This window comes from uncultured Algibacter sp. (assembly GCF_947495925.1).
GTDB lineage: Bacteria > Bacteroidota > Bacteroidia > Flavobacteriales > Flavobacteriaceae > Algibacter_E.
Genome location: NZ_CANMAU010000005.1, coordinates 384,661 through 402,429 on the forward strand (window position 1 = coordinate 384,661; position 17,769 = coordinate 402,429).

14 protein-coding genes are annotated in these 17,769 nt (G+C 34.1%); 5 read left to right on the plus strand and 9 right to left on the minus strand.

Going from position 1 to position 17,769, the window contains the following annotated elements; translation table 11 throughout:
* Window positions 1–5 precede the first annotated feature (5 nt).
* The 6 genes from Q0857_RS12680 to Q0857_RS12705 all read right to left on the minus strand — a co-directional run bounded on the left by Q0857_RS12680 (window position 6) and on the right by Q0857_RS12705 (window position 7,045).
* Window positions 6–1,886, minus strand: a complete 1,881-nt coding sequence (locus Q0857_RS12680) for an AAA family ATPase (RefSeq protein WP_298535842.1) — start codon at window positions 1,884–1,886, stop codon at window positions 6–8.
* A gap of 143 nt (window positions 1,887–2,029) precedes the next feature.
* Window positions 2,030–2,692, minus strand: a complete 663-nt coding sequence (locus tag Q0857_RS12685; protein ID WP_298535844.1) for an ATPase — start codon at window positions 2,690–2,692, stop codon at window positions 2,030–2,032.
* Window positions 2,689–3,219, minus strand: coding sequence for a hypothetical protein (locus Q0857_RS12690; RefSeq protein WP_298535846.1), 531 nt, complete (start codon window positions 3,217–3,219; stop codon window positions 2,689–2,691). The genes Q0857_RS12685 and Q0857_RS12690 overlap by 4 nt, the downstream gene beginning before the upstream one ends.
* 8 nt (window positions 3,220–3,227) lie before the next feature.
* Window positions 3,228–3,506, minus strand: coding sequence for a helix-turn-helix domain-containing protein (locus Q0857_RS12695; RefSeq protein WP_298535848.1), 279 nt, complete (start codon window positions 3,504–3,506; stop codon window positions 3,228–3,230).
* Window positions 3,507–3,775: 269 nt separating this feature from the next.
* Window positions 3,776–4,615, minus strand: a complete 840-nt coding sequence (locus tag Q0857_RS12700; protein WP_298535850.1) for an RteC domain-containing protein — start codon at window positions 4,613–4,615, stop codon at window positions 3,776–3,778.
* Between the two features lie 27 nt (window positions 4,616–4,642).
* Window positions 4,643–7,045 (minus strand): aminotransferase class I/II-fold pyridoxal phosphate-dependent enzyme, encoded by a 2,403-nt coding sequence (locus Q0857_RS12705; protein WP_298535852.1) that lies wholly within the window; start codon window positions 7,043–7,045, stop codon window positions 4,643–4,645.
* Between the two features lie 198 nt (window positions 7,046–7,243).
* Here Q0857_RS12705 and Q0857_RS12710 point away from each other — a divergent pair, with 198 nt between their 5' ends.
* From Q0857_RS12710 to Q0857_RS12725, 4 genes are all read left to right on the plus strand, one after another.
* A complete protein-coding gene (locus Q0857_RS12710) occupies window positions 7,244–7,621 on the plus strand; it encodes a hypothetical protein (RefSeq protein ID WP_298535854.1) in 378 nt (125 codons plus the stop codon).
* A complete protein-coding gene (locus Q0857_RS12715; protein ID WP_298535856.1) occupies window positions 7,614–8,627 on the plus strand; it encodes an AraC family transcriptional regulator in 1,014 nt (337 codons plus the stop codon). The genes Q0857_RS12710 and Q0857_RS12715 overlap by 8 nt, the downstream gene beginning before the upstream one ends.
* Window positions 8,628–8,730: 103 nt before the next feature.
* Window positions 8,731–9,171, plus strand: coding sequence for a MauE/DoxX family redox-associated membrane protein (locus Q0857_RS12720; protein WP_298535858.1), 441 nt, complete (start codon window positions 8,731–8,733; stop codon window positions 9,169–9,171).
* 75 nt (window positions 9,172–9,246) lie between these two features.
* A complete protein-coding gene (locus Q0857_RS12725; RefSeq protein WP_298535860.1) occupies window positions 9,247–9,486 on the plus strand; it encodes a DUF6520 family protein in 240 nt (79 codons plus the stop codon).
* Window positions 9,487–9,648: 162 nt separating this feature from the next.
* Here Q0857_RS12725 and Q0857_RS12730 read toward each other — a convergent pair whose 3' ends face one another.
* The 3 genes from Q0857_RS12730 to Q0857_RS12740 all read right to left on the minus strand — a co-directional run bounded on the left by Q0857_RS12730 (window position 9,649) and on the right by Q0857_RS12740 (window position 16,512).
* A complete protein-coding gene (locus Q0857_RS12730; protein WP_298535861.1) occupies window positions 9,649–11,946 on the minus strand; it encodes a zinc-dependent metalloprotease in 2,298 nt (765 codons plus the stop codon).
* A gap of 76 nt (window positions 11,947–12,022) precedes the next feature.
* Window positions 12,023–13,438, minus strand: coding sequence for a RagB/SusD family nutrient uptake outer membrane protein (locus tag Q0857_RS12735; protein ID WP_298535864.1), 1,416 nt, complete (start codon window positions 13,436–13,438; stop codon window positions 12,023–12,025).
* A 17-nt stretch (window positions 13,439–13,455) separates the two neighbouring features.
* Window positions 13,456–16,512, minus strand: coding sequence for a SusC/RagA family TonB-linked outer membrane protein (locus Q0857_RS12740; protein ID WP_298535866.1), 3,057 nt, complete (start codon window positions 16,510–16,512; stop codon window positions 13,456–13,458).
* A gap of 833 nt (window positions 16,513–17,345) precedes the next feature.
* Here Q0857_RS12740 and Q0857_RS12745 point away from each other — a divergent pair.
* A complete protein-coding gene (locus Q0857_RS12745) occupies window positions 17,346–17,588 on the plus strand; it encodes a helix-turn-helix transcriptional regulator (RefSeq protein ID WP_298535868.1) in 243 nt (80 codons plus the stop codon).
* Window positions 17,589–17,769: the final 181 nt, after the last annotated feature.

Genomic DNA, 17,769 nt, shown 5'->3' on the forward strand with positions numbered 1-17,769 from the left:
ACTATTTATTTCGGTGGGTGAATAGTATCTATACCATTTGTTATATATTCTGGTATTGTAAAACCTGTACTATTATTGTTAAGATGTAATGCAAGTTGAAGTGCAAATTCACTTTTACACCCTTCTATTAACGCAAAAAAGGATTCAATATCTATAGGGTTTTCACCTATTTCTTCAATCAATGCTTTTCCTGCAACTGGTCTAACTATTTTTATAACAGAACATAAAATACTCTTGCCATTTCCAGTACTATTTACGGCTATCAAATCTTTTTCAAAAGTTGACAAAGTTGTAATTTTAATTTCTATTTCTGGTACTCCTTTATAAGCTTCTTTTAATGCTTCTCCTCGATTTTCACTCGCTGTTCCTGTATCTCTATCTGTTAATACTAAACATTTAGTGTGGAACCCATTTTTAATAATCCCAAGAAAATTTTTGAATGCTAGTCCATTAACATTTATGACCGCACAAGAGGATTGCTCGATAGTCTCTTTAGTATGAATTTTATAAAATACCGGAAACAGTAATTTTTCTGAAATACCTTCTACTAAAGCTAACTTTCTTGAGTAAAATAGATTTACGTTTTCAGAATCTAAGTACTTTTTAAGATAACTGATTTGTTTTTTCTCCTCAGCAGTATTACCATATCCTTCAAGCATATAGTGAGGTTCTACTTTGTTCTTTTTATAATGTAATACTACCGTGTTTTCAAAATCAATTTTAGTCGTAATATGATTTGAATGTGATGTAATAATTAGTTGAATATCTTTTCTATATTTCCCATCATCATTTTTAATAAGAGTTTCTAGGTTTTGGGCAAGATGATTTTGAAGGTTGGCGTGTAAATGTGCTTCAGGCTCTTCAAGACCAACAATCCTAAAATAAGTAGATTGAAGGCGTTTAGGGTCTTCTATGAAAGAAAGCATTAAAGAAATAAATAAAAGGTTATTTCTACCTGTTCCATTTCTTTCTATTTTGATAGGACTATCGTTGTAGATAAGGCTTAACTTCCGTAGTAAATCATCAACATTAGGCAGTGCAAAAATAAGGTCTACTATATTATTAGAGTTCTCAGTACTCAATGATATTTTATCCAACTGTTCTGAAATTCTTGTTTTAATTCCAGCTATTGCCTTATTATCTTCAATCGCTTTTTGTAATCCAACTAGCTGCTTTTTTAAATCTTGATAATCTGTTTCTTCATTAGCATTGAGCACTCTAAAAAGTAATCCACTATTACGGCTAGCAGATAATTCTGCTTTAGCATCTCTAAGTGCATCTAAAAGTTCAAATTTTAATTGATTGAGGTGATATGTGTTTGCTAAGGTTTCATTTTGGTTTCCTCCGTATATACGGTAATGATATTTAGAAATTGGGAAATTTAAGAGATTGAGTATCTCGCTTTCTGGAATTTTCAAATAAGCCTTAGAACCTATCTCTTCTTCATAATCTTTTAAAAATTTTCTTTGCTGTTCTATCTCTTCAACTGGATTAAAAGAAGATATAGGGGCGAAAGAATATGTTAAGGTTGCCTCAGTAAACTCGTCATTACTTGTCCATTCTGTAATAACCGCTTCCTGTTTTTCATCAAAATCAGTTAAGGTTGCCTTAATTTTAATTACTGGATATAAGATTTTATCAGCTGGTATACTTGCATCAATAATAGCCTTTTTAAGGGCAGCAATAGTATTATAATTAAAATCTGAAATTTCTAAAGTACGTCTCTTGAAAAATGACACTTCTTGGCTGAAAATCAGACCTAAAGAATCAAGTAAATTGGACTTTCCAATATTGTTTTCTCCAATGATTTGAGTAAGTGGTTTTAAATTAATTGAAAACTCTTTAAAATTTCTATAATTTTCAATTTCTAGTTTTGATATGTACATTCTTAAGTCTTTAAAAACAAAAAAGCCAATGAATACTCATTAGCTCTCTCAAATATTCTTCTATCTGTAATCGAAAATAAAAATACTGAAATTTTAACATAATTTCTTACGTTTTCCCACAATTTGATATAAAACTCATAAGATTATACGCGCTTATCCCTACTCCCCCTATCAAAAGCCACCAAATTAAAAAGCTGTCGCATGCGACTACGGACACGAATGCCGTAAAGTTCTTCCAGTTCCGTAGCATTCAAATTGGTAGTAGCATGAGTTTTAATCTTCTTTTCTAGAAATAGGTCGTGACGAGATAGCAATATTTCCCCCATCACATTGCAGTCTTTACCGTAGTGTCTGCCCATAGGTTCAACCCCTAAATCATCAAAGCAGAAAAATTGGGTGTTTCCGTAATCTTCAATGGTCTTATAACCGATATGATTAAATCCGAAGACAATGTTTCGAGTGGGTACAACTTCGTAGGGTTTTCGGTGCGGTACGAGATGTTTCAACAAACGAATCAAAGAAGTTTTACCGCAGCCCACGGGGCCAGAAAGCAATATACCTTTATCAATATCAATCCCGAACTCTTTGCAGGCAATTCTATCTTGGATGAAGTACAAGCATAATTTGTAAAGGATATCTCGGTCTTCCTTGTAAATTTTAAATTTCTTGCCAAACAACAATTTTCCTTTAGCTTCCAGATAGACCAACATTTTATCAAAATCATACATAATCTGATTGCCCTGCATTGTACCCATAGAATACTGCACAGCTCCTTCAATAATGATATGTGGTTTAGGATGGCTCATAAAGGTTCATCATAATTTTTATTAGAACTAGTCTTTAGGTTGTCTTGATATGGGACACTTATTAGATGGTTTTCTTCATTTTTTGAATTTGAATTTTCTAAAATTTCGTGTTTGTTTAAGTTTTTACTGTTTTCTATAGTTTGTATATGTTTGTTTATAGGTACCAATGCTTGTCCAATACTTGTCTCGTTTTTGGTACGGCTTGGGTACAGAGCTTGTTCGGTACTTGTCCCAAAATTGAACATCTTGATTCGGCTTCCCTTAAATGGATTGTGCGATGGTGTGTATAGCAAATAGTTCCAATGACTCAATTCCTTAATGCATCGGTGATAGGTAGATTTAGAACCAATCTTGGAAAAGCCCATCACTTCTTCTCGGTTGATATAGAATTCATCTTTAAAGAAATTGTGGTTCCAGATTTGAAACAAGGCTACATACAAACTGATGTGGGTTGGATTCAATCTGCTATCTTTAGAAAATTGCTCAAAAACCCCATTGAGGTGCTTGATATAATTAATCTCTTGCAAAACAAGCTTCAGAATTTATTATGAATTCTGTTTTGCTCTAAAACCTGCATAATTTCTTGATAGTCGTAGTATAACACCCCTCCTATTTTGGTATAAGGCAATGTACCATTTATACGAAGGTTTTGTAATGTACCTGGAGAGATGCCCAAAAGGTTTCTGACTTCTGGGGACTTTAGCCATTTTTTTGTAGGTTGACCGTTTTGGTTTTGTAGTAGTTGCTTGATGTCTTCTAGTAATTCAAATTTGAATTCCATAAGATCTTCGGTAGTAATGATTGCTGCTGCCATACTTTAAATACTTTTTAAAACAAAGCCGCCATAGTTTCATTTTTTAATGACGACTTTGTTTCGATTTGACTTTCGTTCAACAAATCTGAAAAAATATCTTGATCTATAATCCATAGTTAATCCATAGGTGGGACATTTTTATTATTCTAAACTACAGACAAATTCGACTTTAATTCTCATAATCTAATAGTTATTTAAGGTTAATCTCTAGTGAAATATATGGGTTCAGTCCTTCTTGTTAAAGTCCCCACCTTGGGAGCAACTTGGGGTTAGGCATCCGCCTCGTCAAAACGTTTGTTAAGTCCAACAATGAGCCTATCCAAAAATTTAGTTTTACTATATTTCCTTGCTCTTATTTCAATAAATGTATGATAGTAATTCCCTAGTTCGATATTAAAAATACGTTCAAAAAGAGATGCCATTTCTTTAATATCAGCGGTACCACTATTTATTGCACCACTATCATGTAGCGCATAGATTAACTCTATTAATTCTGTTTTGCTTCCTGTCCAGAAAAGTTTAGATGATTGCTTCATGAGAGATTCTTTAGCATAATCCGTATTATTTTCTAATTTTTCAATTTCTTGTTGTAAATACACAATAAGCATATCAAAAGCCATTATGGTCGCTACTGCGCAATCTTGACATGTCGAGAACTCTTCATCAATAAAAAAATGGAAAGACTCTGTTGGCGATCTTAAGTCCGACTGACCTCTGATAAAATACTGCTCATCTAATGTGGTTGCACCTCTGCGATGATAATGATAAAATTCTAAATTATCATTAAAATAATTTTGCAATTTGTTAATTTGAGCGTTTAAATATTTCACCTGAAACTTAGCACTGCTTCTTGGTCGTTTGCTTTCAATATGATATAGCTTCACATAATAAATAAGCTTGCTGAGTATTTGAGGTTTTACATGTTTAAAAAAATGAATTTCTTCCTGAATAGAACTAAATCCATATCTCAGCACTCTTTTACGTAATTGTTTTATACACTTCTCGGTATGCGCAATTCCTGTTTCTGCTGTAAACAAAACATCTTCATTTCGAAATTCCAAAGCATCTAACTTTGTTTCAAACTCAACTACTAACTCTTGATACTCCATCTATATAAAATCCCCTGCCTTATATAGTTATTCTAATGTACCCATCAATTCCAATGTATAATTATCTGAAGATTGTATATAGGCATACTTTTCTTCTACAATTGCTCCCAATTTTCTTTTTTCAAAAGCTGCTGTCATTCCTAAATCAATCAGATTAAAATCTAAATCAATCGCCCTTTTTATGGTTTGATATAGCAACTGTCGGTAGGTATGATACTCTGAAAGAAAATCATAATCCATACCTACAAAAGCAGGCACATAGGTGTTATTTTTGTTTTTATAACACAGCATAACTCCTATCATCTGATTAGGCTTATCTTTTAAGTTTATGGAAATAAACTCCCAATTTGAATGTGCTGACATGCACTTAAAAAGTTTTTCTGGAAATAAAAATGTGTTTAGCCCCAGGTTGTTTTGATGCACATTTTTATAGAGCGTTTCAATTTGATTGAGTTGATTAGTATTTAAAGTTTTTAAAATATTAATATTCAGTAATGGCTCAATCTCCAAAATTTCCTTTCTTAAATGCCTTCTGTTTCTTGAAGATAACTTGGAGATATACGCCAGCATAGATTCCTCAGGTTCTAGATTAATATAACAAGAATTAGGCATTTGCACCCTTATAAATCCTTGACCTTGAAAATAATCGTGTAATGAAGGGATATTATCAAAATCTCGAAGTACAACCATTTCAGCAGAATTGGTTTGTTCCATAAACTCCAATCTTGCCATAAGCGTATTTAAGGCTTGTTCCTTTAAAGGGTGGTTTTCATTGATATACAAATGCGCTCCCTCTGTAAACAGTGACCCTATACTTAACACCTTTGAGGTTAAATAATATGGATCCGTTTTCCGAATATCTTCTATTGTTTTAGAAGCACTTACCTTGGCTAACATATCATCTTTCCACAAGCTCATGGTAAAAAATGTAGCTAATACTGGGGTTTCCTTCTCATCATAAATGATAAGATATTTAAAACTCCAATTGTGTTCTTTAGCATGATTATCACTAAAGACTTCTTCTAAAAACTTAAGTCCTTCCCAATCAAAAACGCCTTGTTTTCCAACATAGGTATCCCAAAGTGTTTTGCTTATTTTTAGTATTGAATCTTCTAGTTGCACTCGGCATTCGAATTGTTGCGTATCATCTTCTGGCGCTTTGATTTTAACAGGCAATTTAAAAGCGTGACATACGCGATTTAATGTGGTATGGGTTTCTTCCAAGGCCTTTGGATAATGATAAACCATAGCCTCTACCAAACTTTTAATCTCTGATTTTTCGTTATGCCTAGAAATGGTTAATCGCACCCCTGTATTCTTCACTGGCACTGCAGGAAATATACCTAGATTCACATAAAACCCTTCTTTCATTAATCGACTCACAAAATTATAACCTGTTTTAGGCATGCCCGTACCTATAAAGAAAACTGGAGAATGATTCTGATCTATCAGTGGCAAATCTGTTTCTTGTAAAAGACTGTTAAAATACTCAATGCGGCTCCTTAGGTCATTTTGTAATTCATATATTTCATTCGATAAATGAATCTTTGCTGAAGCCGTGGCTGCTGCCACGGAAGCAGGTTCTAGCTGCGCTGAAAATGTCAAGGGGCCTCCAAAGGTTTTTATTTCATGATACATTTTTTTATTCGAGCATACCAATACAGCTCCACTAGCCCCAAAAGTTTTACTCAAAGTTCCAAATAATAGAACATTTTCAGAAACTTCTCCAAGTTCGCCTAAGGCATATCCTGTTCCATTTTTTCCTGACCAACTCATACCATGTACATCATCAATATATAAATGCAATTGCGGGTATTTTAAACTTAAAGCTTTCAAATCTTTTAATGGAGCAAAATCACCATACATGGAATAAATTCCATCAGCCATATACCAGATTCTTTTATGCTTATCTGATAGACGTTTTATTTTATCCTCTAGCATATTCAAATCATTATGTCTAATCATATCTATAGGTACACTTCGGTTCTTGAGAACTTTAGCTGCACTCTGTACGCTCCAATGCACTTGATGATCAAGAATAATAGCGTCTTGATCACTCACTGCATTTGGAATCACACCCATATGCCCTAAAGTACTGTTCTTGGTAATGATAATTGGACTTTGATACATCTCGGTGATATGGGCTTCTAAGTCACGATATAGTGGATTAGAAATATAAGATTTAGATAGTGGGAACTGCGTGCCATATTTTCTAATCGCATCAATAGCTGATTCCTTTAACCGGTCATCCTGTTCTAAACCCAGATACCCAGTTGTCCCAAAATGAAATAAGTTTCTGCCTTTAACAATAATGTTACGCCCAGAGAAGTCTTCCCCCTCTGCATAGAGATGCATAATACCTTGTTGCTTTGCATCTGTAAACACCTCATTTACGGTGTGTAAAAAATTGTTGTGCTTGATTTTTGCCATGGTTTTTATTTTTAGATCATAAAATTTAGCACCATTTGTAAGAAATTGTTAAACAAGTAAGCTCTATAATCCTTTAGAGTAAACTTATAATCCTTATTAATCAACAAAACACCTATATTAATAGCACTATTCGACGTACAGAAAATTTTTTCATTGATTATTTTGTAAGTTTATATTGAATTACCAGTTTTCTGAATCATGAGAAATTATTTTGAAAATGACTATACATCGTATAGATTTCATGATGATATTTTACATATTGTATATCATCAAGGGACTTGTATTGATTTAAAAGCCGCCGCTGAAATTGTGAAAGACCGCCTGTCTTTGCATCAAGGTCGTCGCCTACCCATTCTTTGTGATATTAGAGGTATTAAAGAAATTAACAAATCTGCTAGAACATACTTAGCTCGAGAAGGATCTACGCTTATAATGGCTGTTGCAGTTATTATCGAACCGCCCGTATCTGAAATGATGTCTGAGTTTTATATTAGAACCAGTAACCCCACCATACCAACCAAATCTTTTGAACGTATGGACGAAGCCTTAGCCTTTTTGCAAACTTATATTGAATAAACATTTCGCAAGACCTTATACCGATACAGTGAGTACAACCAAAAAACATAGAGTACAGCAAATAAACAAGATGCTTTTAGAAATGGCTACAGGTAATTTCTTTTATCGCTTGGAACGCTCTGCAAAAAATGACCACCTTGAGGCCATCAGTATTTCACTAAACATGCTCGCTGAGGAAATCCAAGAGGCTATGCTACATGACGGTTATGTCAATTCAAACGATGCATTAGTAGAAATTATTCAAATGAGTTTTATCATTGACCACAAAGGCATTATAAAAACAGCGAACCAACAGTCTTGTAATATCCTTTCCATACTGCATGTTGATCTTATTGAACACCCCTTCGAAAACTTTCTAACAGAAACCTCTCAACTCGAATGGCAAAAAGTTTGGAATAAATTAAATCAAAAAACACTGTACGATACCAATATTAAACTTGAATTCAAAACCCAAGGCAGCCTCATTATTCCTAAAACATGCTATATTACAACGTTTCTAGGTAAAACTAATGAACATAGACAAACCCTAATTACTGCCATACATCATTCCAGAAGTCATGAGCAACTGGATCAAAATTTAAAAAGGCACATTCAGGAAGCACTCGTGAAAAATGATAGTACTCATCATACTGATGCTAACAAAAAACCAAAAATCAAATTGAGTTTTGAAGATATTCGAAAAATTAGAACCGCCCATGATATCATCATAAACAACTTAGAAAAAGATTTCCCTTCATTGAAAACTTTCGCTTTGCAAATAGGCACCAATGAATTCAAATTAAAGTATGGATTTAAAGAACTCTATGGTATTTCTGTTTACCGATTTTTAATTCAAGAGCGATTAAGAAAATCTAAAATGATGATTCAATACACCAATCAATCTTTAAAAACCATTGCTCAGATGATTGGATTTAAAAGCATCGCTCACTTTTCTAGAACGTTTAAAAAGCAATATGGATATGCACCAAGCGCGCTTCGAAAAAAAACACTCGAACAGGACTCATAATGTAATCTATTTTTAAGGTTTTACATTAAATCCCTTATAGACAAAACGTTATCCTTTAAAATTAAATTTTACTTCAGAACTTTACCATATCAATACAAAAGATATGATGCGTTCGGTAAAATCTTGTCAACTATATTTAAAAACAGTGCGTTTTTTATACATCGTGTTGTTTGTATACACGGCTGTAAGCAAATTGATAAACATTGAGCAATTCCAGTTTCGTTTGGAACGATTTCCATTTATTTCAACGCACGCTGTTTGGATTACATGGGGTATTCCTATTTTAGAAATTCTGATTGCAGCACTCTTTCTTTTTCCAAAATATACGATACTAGCCTTATACTCTAGCCTATCATTAATGTCCGTTTTTACAATTTATATTCTATCCGTTCTAAAGTTTGGTGATTCTATTCCTTGTTCTTGCGGGGGCGTAGTTTCCGCTATGGGATGGAAAGAACATATTTTTTTTAATGGTGTATTTATAGCATTTTCCTTAATAGGAATTTTAATAATTCAAAATCAAAAAAAAACAACTAACAAATAAAAATACTGCGTAGTGACAGGGATAAGGCTGAAAACCTGTAAATAGAGTAAGCCATAAATTTTTAATTAAAACATTATGAAATCAAAAGTTTTTAAATTCATTTTACCAGCTTTCGCCCTTTTACTGGCCGTTAGCTTTGCATTTGCCACGGAAGAAAGTAATGCTTCTCAAACTGGGTATTACAATCATCCTATTTTAGGTGTACAACAAATCTCAACAGATTGTCAAGCACAGGGTGCAGTAAACTGCATGGAAGGATCTTATCAGGTTTTTGCTGATGAAGACTTAACTATTCCGTTAAAGGAAAGACCATAATAAGGGGAAGTCTGTTACAAAAGGTGTCCCGTTTTGGGACACCTTTAACTAATTCAAAAAATTAAAAATGATAGCACAGAATCAGGAGATTCCATGATAACATACTTTTACGACTATTTAATTATGGATCTCTACACCTAATTTTTATAGTCTTACAATTTCTCATAAAATTGAGTTTAATTTTTTTAAGCACAACATCCAATGTCCCATTGAACCGGACGCTTTGTCTTCTGCTACTCTCTTAAAAATTTGCTTTTCTAAAGCCCTTAATTGCTCCAATACCATACCTTTTGAATAGTCTGTGTAATCAAAAAACCTCTTATTGGTATCCATATTCACCCGTTTTTGCTCAATAATCTGAATCAATTTATCTATATAGGTACTTTGTATCTCCTGCCTTTTGGGATCTACAACATCCAAATTTTCATATAGTTCCCTGAACAACCCAAATTGTAAGTTTGATATAAATATTCGAGAGATATTTTCATAACCTTTTAGGTTTTCCATGCGCTCAAACCTTTTCATTCTTTGAGGTCTTAATAGTTCAAACAAAAGAGCTTGTTGATATTCCAGCATTTTGTCTGGATAGGTAGAGTAACTTAGTTTTGAAATAAAAACTGGATGTGTTAACCAATTTGGAGGCGAAAAGGCATTTGAAATCAAATAATTCAGTGCTTCTTCCTGACGTTTTAAAGCTATAGGTGTATACATGTTCCCTAATTCATTTACAGACTTGTAGTATATATCATAGCCACCAATGAGTGAAACAACCTGTCTCATTTGATGATGCCATAAGTTCAACGTTTTGTCATAAAGTCGTTCTAATCTCGCATTGTCTTTTTGACCTCTATTGACTTCAGGTAGAAGGTCTATAACACGTTCAATGTTTTTTAATGCCAATCTGGTACTTTTCATTGGGCTATCATTTTCTACAACCTCATTGGTTGCAGCAGGTCCAATAATTTCAAATTGATCATTGTTATATCTAAACCAAGTAATAGAATCTTGAAGTTTAATAAAACCTTCCAATGCTAATTCTTCTTCCTTATTGGAAAATGTATTTGGAAATTCCATATATCCCCATTTAATATAATAGTGATCCGTTGGTCCCAGTTTTTGAATAAGTAAAGACGCAGGAATGTTATCCTCAGGTTGGGCAATGTTGTTATGCCGGGCATAAGTCATAATACTTGGGGTATGTCCCATTTTTTCCAACCAACTCCTATCATTCATTTTTGTAATTGGATAACTATATTCACCATAATTATTATCCATAATACCGAAAGTATGACCTGCTTCATGAGCTACAAGAGACTGAATCAATTCACCCATCAGGTCATCAGGAAACGGATATCTTTGTGCCCGTTTATCTAAAGGAGCACATCTTATAAAATATTGATCTGCGAGAAATTCATATGAAGACCCCAGGATAATATCTGATTTTAAAATCTCACCAGATCTTAAATCAATAACATTAGAAACGGTAGATCCCTCTGTTTCTTTATATCCTGTATTTAGATTGTTTCCCCATCTTACAATGGAGTAGTTTAAACTATGTAATTGCCAATCTTCCATACTATCAACTTCCTTAACAACAATGGCATCTTCAAAACCAGCAGATTTAAATGCCGGAAGCCATTCTTCAATGCCATACTTAACATATTCCCTCCACTTTTCTGGAATTTTCGGAGACAGTATAAATGTTATCGGCTTGATAGGTCTATTCGTCTTTTTGTCATTATCCCTTTTTTCCAAACGCCATCTTGATATATTAGCCATACTGTTTTTCGTTTGACTACTGATGGCACTCTCTTGTGCATCATAAAACCCCATTCTATAATCAAAACGTCTTGATTTCATCGGTACTGGTAATTCATAAAAGCTATAGTATACGGGTATGGATATTCTAGATTGATTCTTAACTAGACCTCTTTGAGTGCTTATAATAACCTCATTACTTAAATTTTTTGTATCTATAAGATATGACAACTGTGGTACAAGGTTTTCATTGAATTCAGGGGTCCACGGAATATTCTGATGTAACAGAAATTGGGTTATATTAATGCAAATTAGCTTTGAATTACTCTGTGTCTTCTCCCTCGGGAATACGGCTAGTATGTTTTCACAAAGGAAATTGTTTTTATTAAAAGGGATAATAGCACCAGAAGTAGATGCTATATGTGAAGCTTTTAATAAAATTTTATCTTTAAACAAAGACCAAACTACTTGCATAAATTCATATTGATTGCCGCTATCGTGCCTTGAAAACATCATGGGCTTGTCTAAATGCGACTTAGGTATGCTTAAATAAAGTTGATCGCCTTTAGTGAATGAAGTTAAAAACCCTTCACCTTTTGAGGCTTCATTTGGTATAGCCCTCTTATTTTTATAAATACTAGAACTATTTAGGAATCCTATATTAAGTATGGACAGAAAACAAATCAAAAAAATATTCTTCATTCTTTTTTCATTTTATTTAATGATTTTATGTCCACTATTCTTGTAAATTGAAAGAACAGTGGACATTTATTTACAATTAGTAACCAGGGTTTTGAGGCAGTAATTTAGGATTGGCCTCTAACTCAGTTTCAGGAATAGGGAGCAACACATTTGTGGCTTGCCAATTCGGTTTTACAGCACTTAAAACACTTCCGGCTGTTCCAGTTCTTTTGAGATCAAACCAACGATGACCTTGTTCTGCAAACAATTCCACACGTCTTTCCTTCAGTATGGCGTTCAGTAAATCAGTCTTGGTCTTAGCTGTCGTATTAGCTAACCCCGCTCGATTTCTAATAGCATTTAAATCAAGCTGAGCACCTGAGATATTCCCAAGTTGTGTTCTAGCTTCAGCGCGTATCAAGTACTGCTCTGCTAACCGAAAAATAACTGAGTATTCCAAGGACTCTGTTTCAGTCAATGTATATTTATACTTGTGTGCAAACGCCAAGGTTACTGTACCATCCGTATTAGAAATACTTCCAGTCCAATGGTCCAATCTCAAATCTCCTGATTCAAAGGCCGCTATTAAAGTATTAGTCAAAGCATATTTCTGCCCAGGTATAAATTGTATAATCAACTCATTAGCCTCCTGTGTATTTCTTGGACTCTCCCCAGGTTTTAACTGCCAAAGTGTTTCTCTAGATTCCTTAAGAAAGACATCATTTACATCTGCTTCTAAGTTGTACGTATCAATTAATTGAGATGACAAATCTTCTGCCATTTCCCAATTTTCCTTGTATAAATAGACTCGAGCTAACAAAGCTTTGGCAACCAATTGATTTGGAAGTACGCGCTCACCAGTATCATCTGTATTTTCTAACAGCATCAAAGCATTATTCAAATCAGAAATAATATGCTTGTACACAACATCTATAGACTGACGACTAGCAGTTCCATTTACTAAATAGTCTGTTGTGGTTATATATGGAATATCTCCGAATAGGGATACGAGAAGACTATGCACATAAGCTCGTACAAATAAAGCCTGTCCTTTGAATTGTTCTCCTTCTTCTATAGTTAACGTACTAGAATTATCTACGCCAGATATAATATCATTGGTCGCATATATAATATTATAAGCCGTATTCCACCAGCCTTGAATGGTGTTGTTTGACCCTGCCACATTATGCTGATATAGTTCTAAAAAACTGGCATCAAAACCAAAATAATCCAAATCGTCACTGTAAATACCCATCAAGGTTGTCAATCCATTTCTTCCCGAAACCATGCCCTGTTCACGAATTTTAAAATAGATATTGGCCAGAGCGGATTCTACAGTGGCTGGATCATTAAATACGGTTTCTGAAATCAGAATATTTTTTGGTGGGTCTACCTCTACAAAATCTGTACAAGATGCCAGTCCCATAAGCAAAATGGTTAGTAGCTTTAATAGGCTACCTCTAGTTAATTGTCGAGACGTTTTTATATAATAGTAATAGTTTATGCTTTTCATAATAGTGAATTTATAAGTTAAAAGCCTAATTGTAGTCCTAAGGTTAATTGGCGCAATTGTGGTAATTGGCTATTGGAAGGCTGCTCGGGGTCGGGACCATCATAATTCGTAAAAGTTAGTAAGTTTTGCCCTTGCAGATATACGTTTACATCAAACCCCTTTCGAATAGTAGGAAGTTTATAATTTAAAGACACACTCCTTAATCTGATAAACGAAGCATCGGAAATAGCAGCCTGACTTCTTCTTTGCAACCCACCTGTGTCTTCCCGTAATGCCAATCCTCCAGAAGCCATTTCAATGGGATTTGAATCTCCAGGCTGTTGCCATCTATCCAATAATCTTACTGAAGCATTTCCTCTGTAGCCTGGTGTTGCAACAAATCTTAATTCATTAAATGCGTTTTGCTTTTTAAACTGGAAAAAGAAGTCCAATGTGAAATTCTTATAACTGAGGACATTTCCTAAGCCTCCATAAAATTCAGGTGCCAAATCCTCAATCCATTGCCTATCCTGTGGGCTACTTATAACGTCATCTTCGTTATAATCTTCAAACTGATAAACACCTGCTTCTGTATCTACCCCTAAAGCATGATATAGCTTGGTTATTGTAAGTGGCTTCCCGATAATAAACCTATTCGCAAAAGTTGACGTTTCAAGTCCCGGGAACTTCACTAATTTATTTTTAGGAACAGAAATATTAAATGTTGTCGTCCATTTAAAATGCTTATTTTGAATATTAACAGAACGAAAATCCACTTCAAACCCAGTATTTTCCACGGTGGCATCAAAATTCCCTGTTAACTCAGGAAACCCGGTTGTTGCTGCCAATGGAATACCAATTAATTGATTAGACGAGCGGTTTCGATACCAAGATGTATTTATTAGTATTCGATCCTGTAAGAAGCCAAGTTCCAAAGCTGCTTCAAGCTTTATATTTTCTTCCCACCCAAATAAAGGATTAAAAATACCTGTAGGTTCTAATATGGTGGCTCCATTATAATCAAAACCTGTAACATGGTAAGTATCTAAAAACTTATAGTCTCCAATATTGTCACTTCCTGTTGATCCATAGCTGGCTCGCAACTTTCCAAAACTCAAAATAGAATTTTTGCTAAACATACGTTCATTTGAAAACAACCATGCTAGCCCTACCGCACCAAAATTCCCAAACTGTTTACCTGGACCAAATCTAGAGGACCCATCCCGGCGCCCTGTAAGATTGAGAATATATTTATCTTTCCAATTGAAGTTAACACGACCAAAAAAGGCCTGATAACTATACTCGCTATCTGAATCTTCTAAAACGTCTAAAGTTTCTGCCGCTGTTAAATTGAGTATCAAACTATTATTCGGGAATCCCATGCCCTTTTGAACAAATTGTTGCGAGCGTTCTCTTTGAAAAGTCGACCCCAATAACACTTGTAATTTGGAATTTTCCCATTGTTTAGTCCAATTCAACTGCGGTTCAATTATCCATGATACCCGTTTGGAATTGTTCGTTGTTATTGACGAATAGTTTTGAGGTGTAAAACCAAATTGAGGGTTTCTTGCTGAAGATGGAAGTGTCCTATAAGATTCCAAACCATAAGTATTATAACCTAAATTCGTCTTGAATTCAAGATTTGGAAATACCATATAGGACATTCCTGCATTAGCAATTAGGGTGTTTATTTTTACTTCATAAATCTCTTCAAGCGCAGCCAAAGGGTTATCCCAAGTATTGTTCTCCCAATTCAAATTACCCGTATCATCGTATAATTCTGGTGCATTCGGTTCAAGCCTATACGCCATGCTTGTAAAGTCTGTTCTTGGCAATACATTTTTCTCGTTTGTATAAATTGTAGACAGGTTCATTTTAAAGCGTTTATCGTTGGACTGGTGATTTAAGTTACTATGTACAGTTGCCTTTTTATAGTTTGCATCACCAGGAAAAACGGTGGTCTCTTTTTGGTAGCCTCCACTAATCAAAAATTGTGTCCCCTCACTACCGCCCGAAACAGACAATTGAGCATTATTCCGATAAGCTGTACCTCCTATTAATTCTTTTTGCCAGTCTGTATAACGTGTATTATCCCAACTCTTTACATCGGGCCAAATGAAATCAAAGGCTGGATTCTCAAGAAAAGAACCAAATCCATCATTATTAATACCTTCTTTCCGGATCTCTAGGTATTGTTGGGTGTTCATCAAATCTAAAAAGTTGGATACTTGACCAAGTGTACTACTCATATTGGCCTTAAACTGAGTTTTACCCACTTTACCTTTTTTAGTGGTGATAAGAACAACTCCGTTTGCTCCTCGAGAACCATAAATAGCCGTGGCATCGGCATCCTTTAAGACCTCAATACTTTCAATATCACTGGGATTAATTGCATTCAAGGGGCTTATGTTTCCATTATTGATTTGACCAGACACATCAAATGAACCTAAGGACTGAGAACTAAAGGGAATGCCATCCACGATAAACAAAGGATCAGAAACACCATTTATAAAATTCTTCCCTCTAATTTCTATATCAAAACCACTTCCAGGAACCCCAGAAGATTGTACAATATTAACGCCTGATAAATGACCTTGCATGGCGGCTAGTGGATTATTAACAGGTTGCTTTTCAATTGTTTTTGCCTTTATACTTACAATATTACCGGTACGCTCTTTTTCCTCTACAGAATAATAGCCAGCATTAAGAGTTACGACATCCAATTGAGTAACATCCTCTATTAACTGAATATTGATTTGTGAAACATTATTAACAACAATAGTTTGCGTTATAAAACCAAGTGCCGAAACGATCAAGGTATCATTTGGCTGTGCTAGGATGATGTAAGATCCATCAAAATCGGAAGCCACACCTTGACTGCTACCTTTAATTTTAATATGTGCTCCAGGTACAGGTAAACCAGCCACATCTTTAATAACGCCATGAATTGGTGACTGTTGAATATTGGCATTAGCGGTATGATGATTAAGTAAAATACCATCTATAGATAAAGCTTCGGTAAATATGGGAACAAGTATTAGGCAAAAAGAAAAGAATAGTATACGCCTACTCTGACTTATATAATTATTTTTCATAATTTTGAATTAGGTTGAACATTAATTTGTTTAATTGGTATAAGCCTCCTATTGACCGTTCGAAAGTTTGTTAGGAGGCTTTTTGTTTTTATTAGTGTCTAATCATAGGCAGTGTCGTGTTATATTAGTTTTATATTAAGGATTGCTTTCAAACATCCTTGAGTCCATTATTTTTTCACTATAGAGTGTAAAATGACTAATTCAAACACCTGTATAAAAGGGCATGTGAAAGCACATAAGCATTAGGCTTTGTATAAAATAGTTGGTCTGGATACCATTAAAATGAATGTTGTAGCTATGAGATAAAAAAGAGTAAATAATAAAATCCAGAAAGATGTAACGTACATCTCATAGCATGAATAGCCTATATCGGGCCTTTAGGTTTTTTCTTAAAAAGAATTTCTAATACAGAAACCCCGAGCTCGTAAAAACTCTGATAGTTTGTTTTCTGATTTTCATTACAAAAAATGTGTTGCATTCTAATTAAATCTAAACCATGCAATTCTAAAAAAAACGAAACAACGCTAAGACAAGGAGAGTTTAAAGCAAATGTATAATTACAAAAAAGCGTGAAACTCAACTTATCTGAAAAGAGGTACTGGTATACCTTGCAGAGATAAGAGAGCTCACGCCTAGGTCGTGAGCCAATCTACTTATCATCTCATCTGCAAAAATTACCAGTTTTCTTTTCAGAGACTCAAAGCGATAGCTTCAAATTTTTTTAATACGAAGAATCGCAAATATATTAATTCTGAGACCAAGGTAATAAAAATATTGATTGCAGGTATATATACCCTCATTTATTTATTAAAAACTTTAGAAATTGCTATCTGATGAGCTCACCAATTGATAATATTGACAAAGATTTTTTTAAAGTTTTATTTGGTGAAAATCTAAATAAACTACGAAAAGACAGAAGGTTGAGCTACAGGCAATTAGCTACAAGATGCAATATAGATAATAGTGATCTCAGCAAAATAGAAAAAGGACAAAGAAACATTTCTCTATCTACTATTTTAGAATTAGCTAAAGGGTTAAATATTCACCCAAAAGAGTTATTTGATTTTGAAATATAGGATGATTTTCATTTATTAAATTGAATCTCGTTTATGACAATTGTATCATCCCTGTTATTATAGCATAATAGATTTTCTTAGTCTAGACAGGACACCTCTCAACATTTGAAAACTACTGAAAATAAACTTTAATTGTTCAAACTTATTTTACACACCTTTAATTACTATATTTATAACTCCC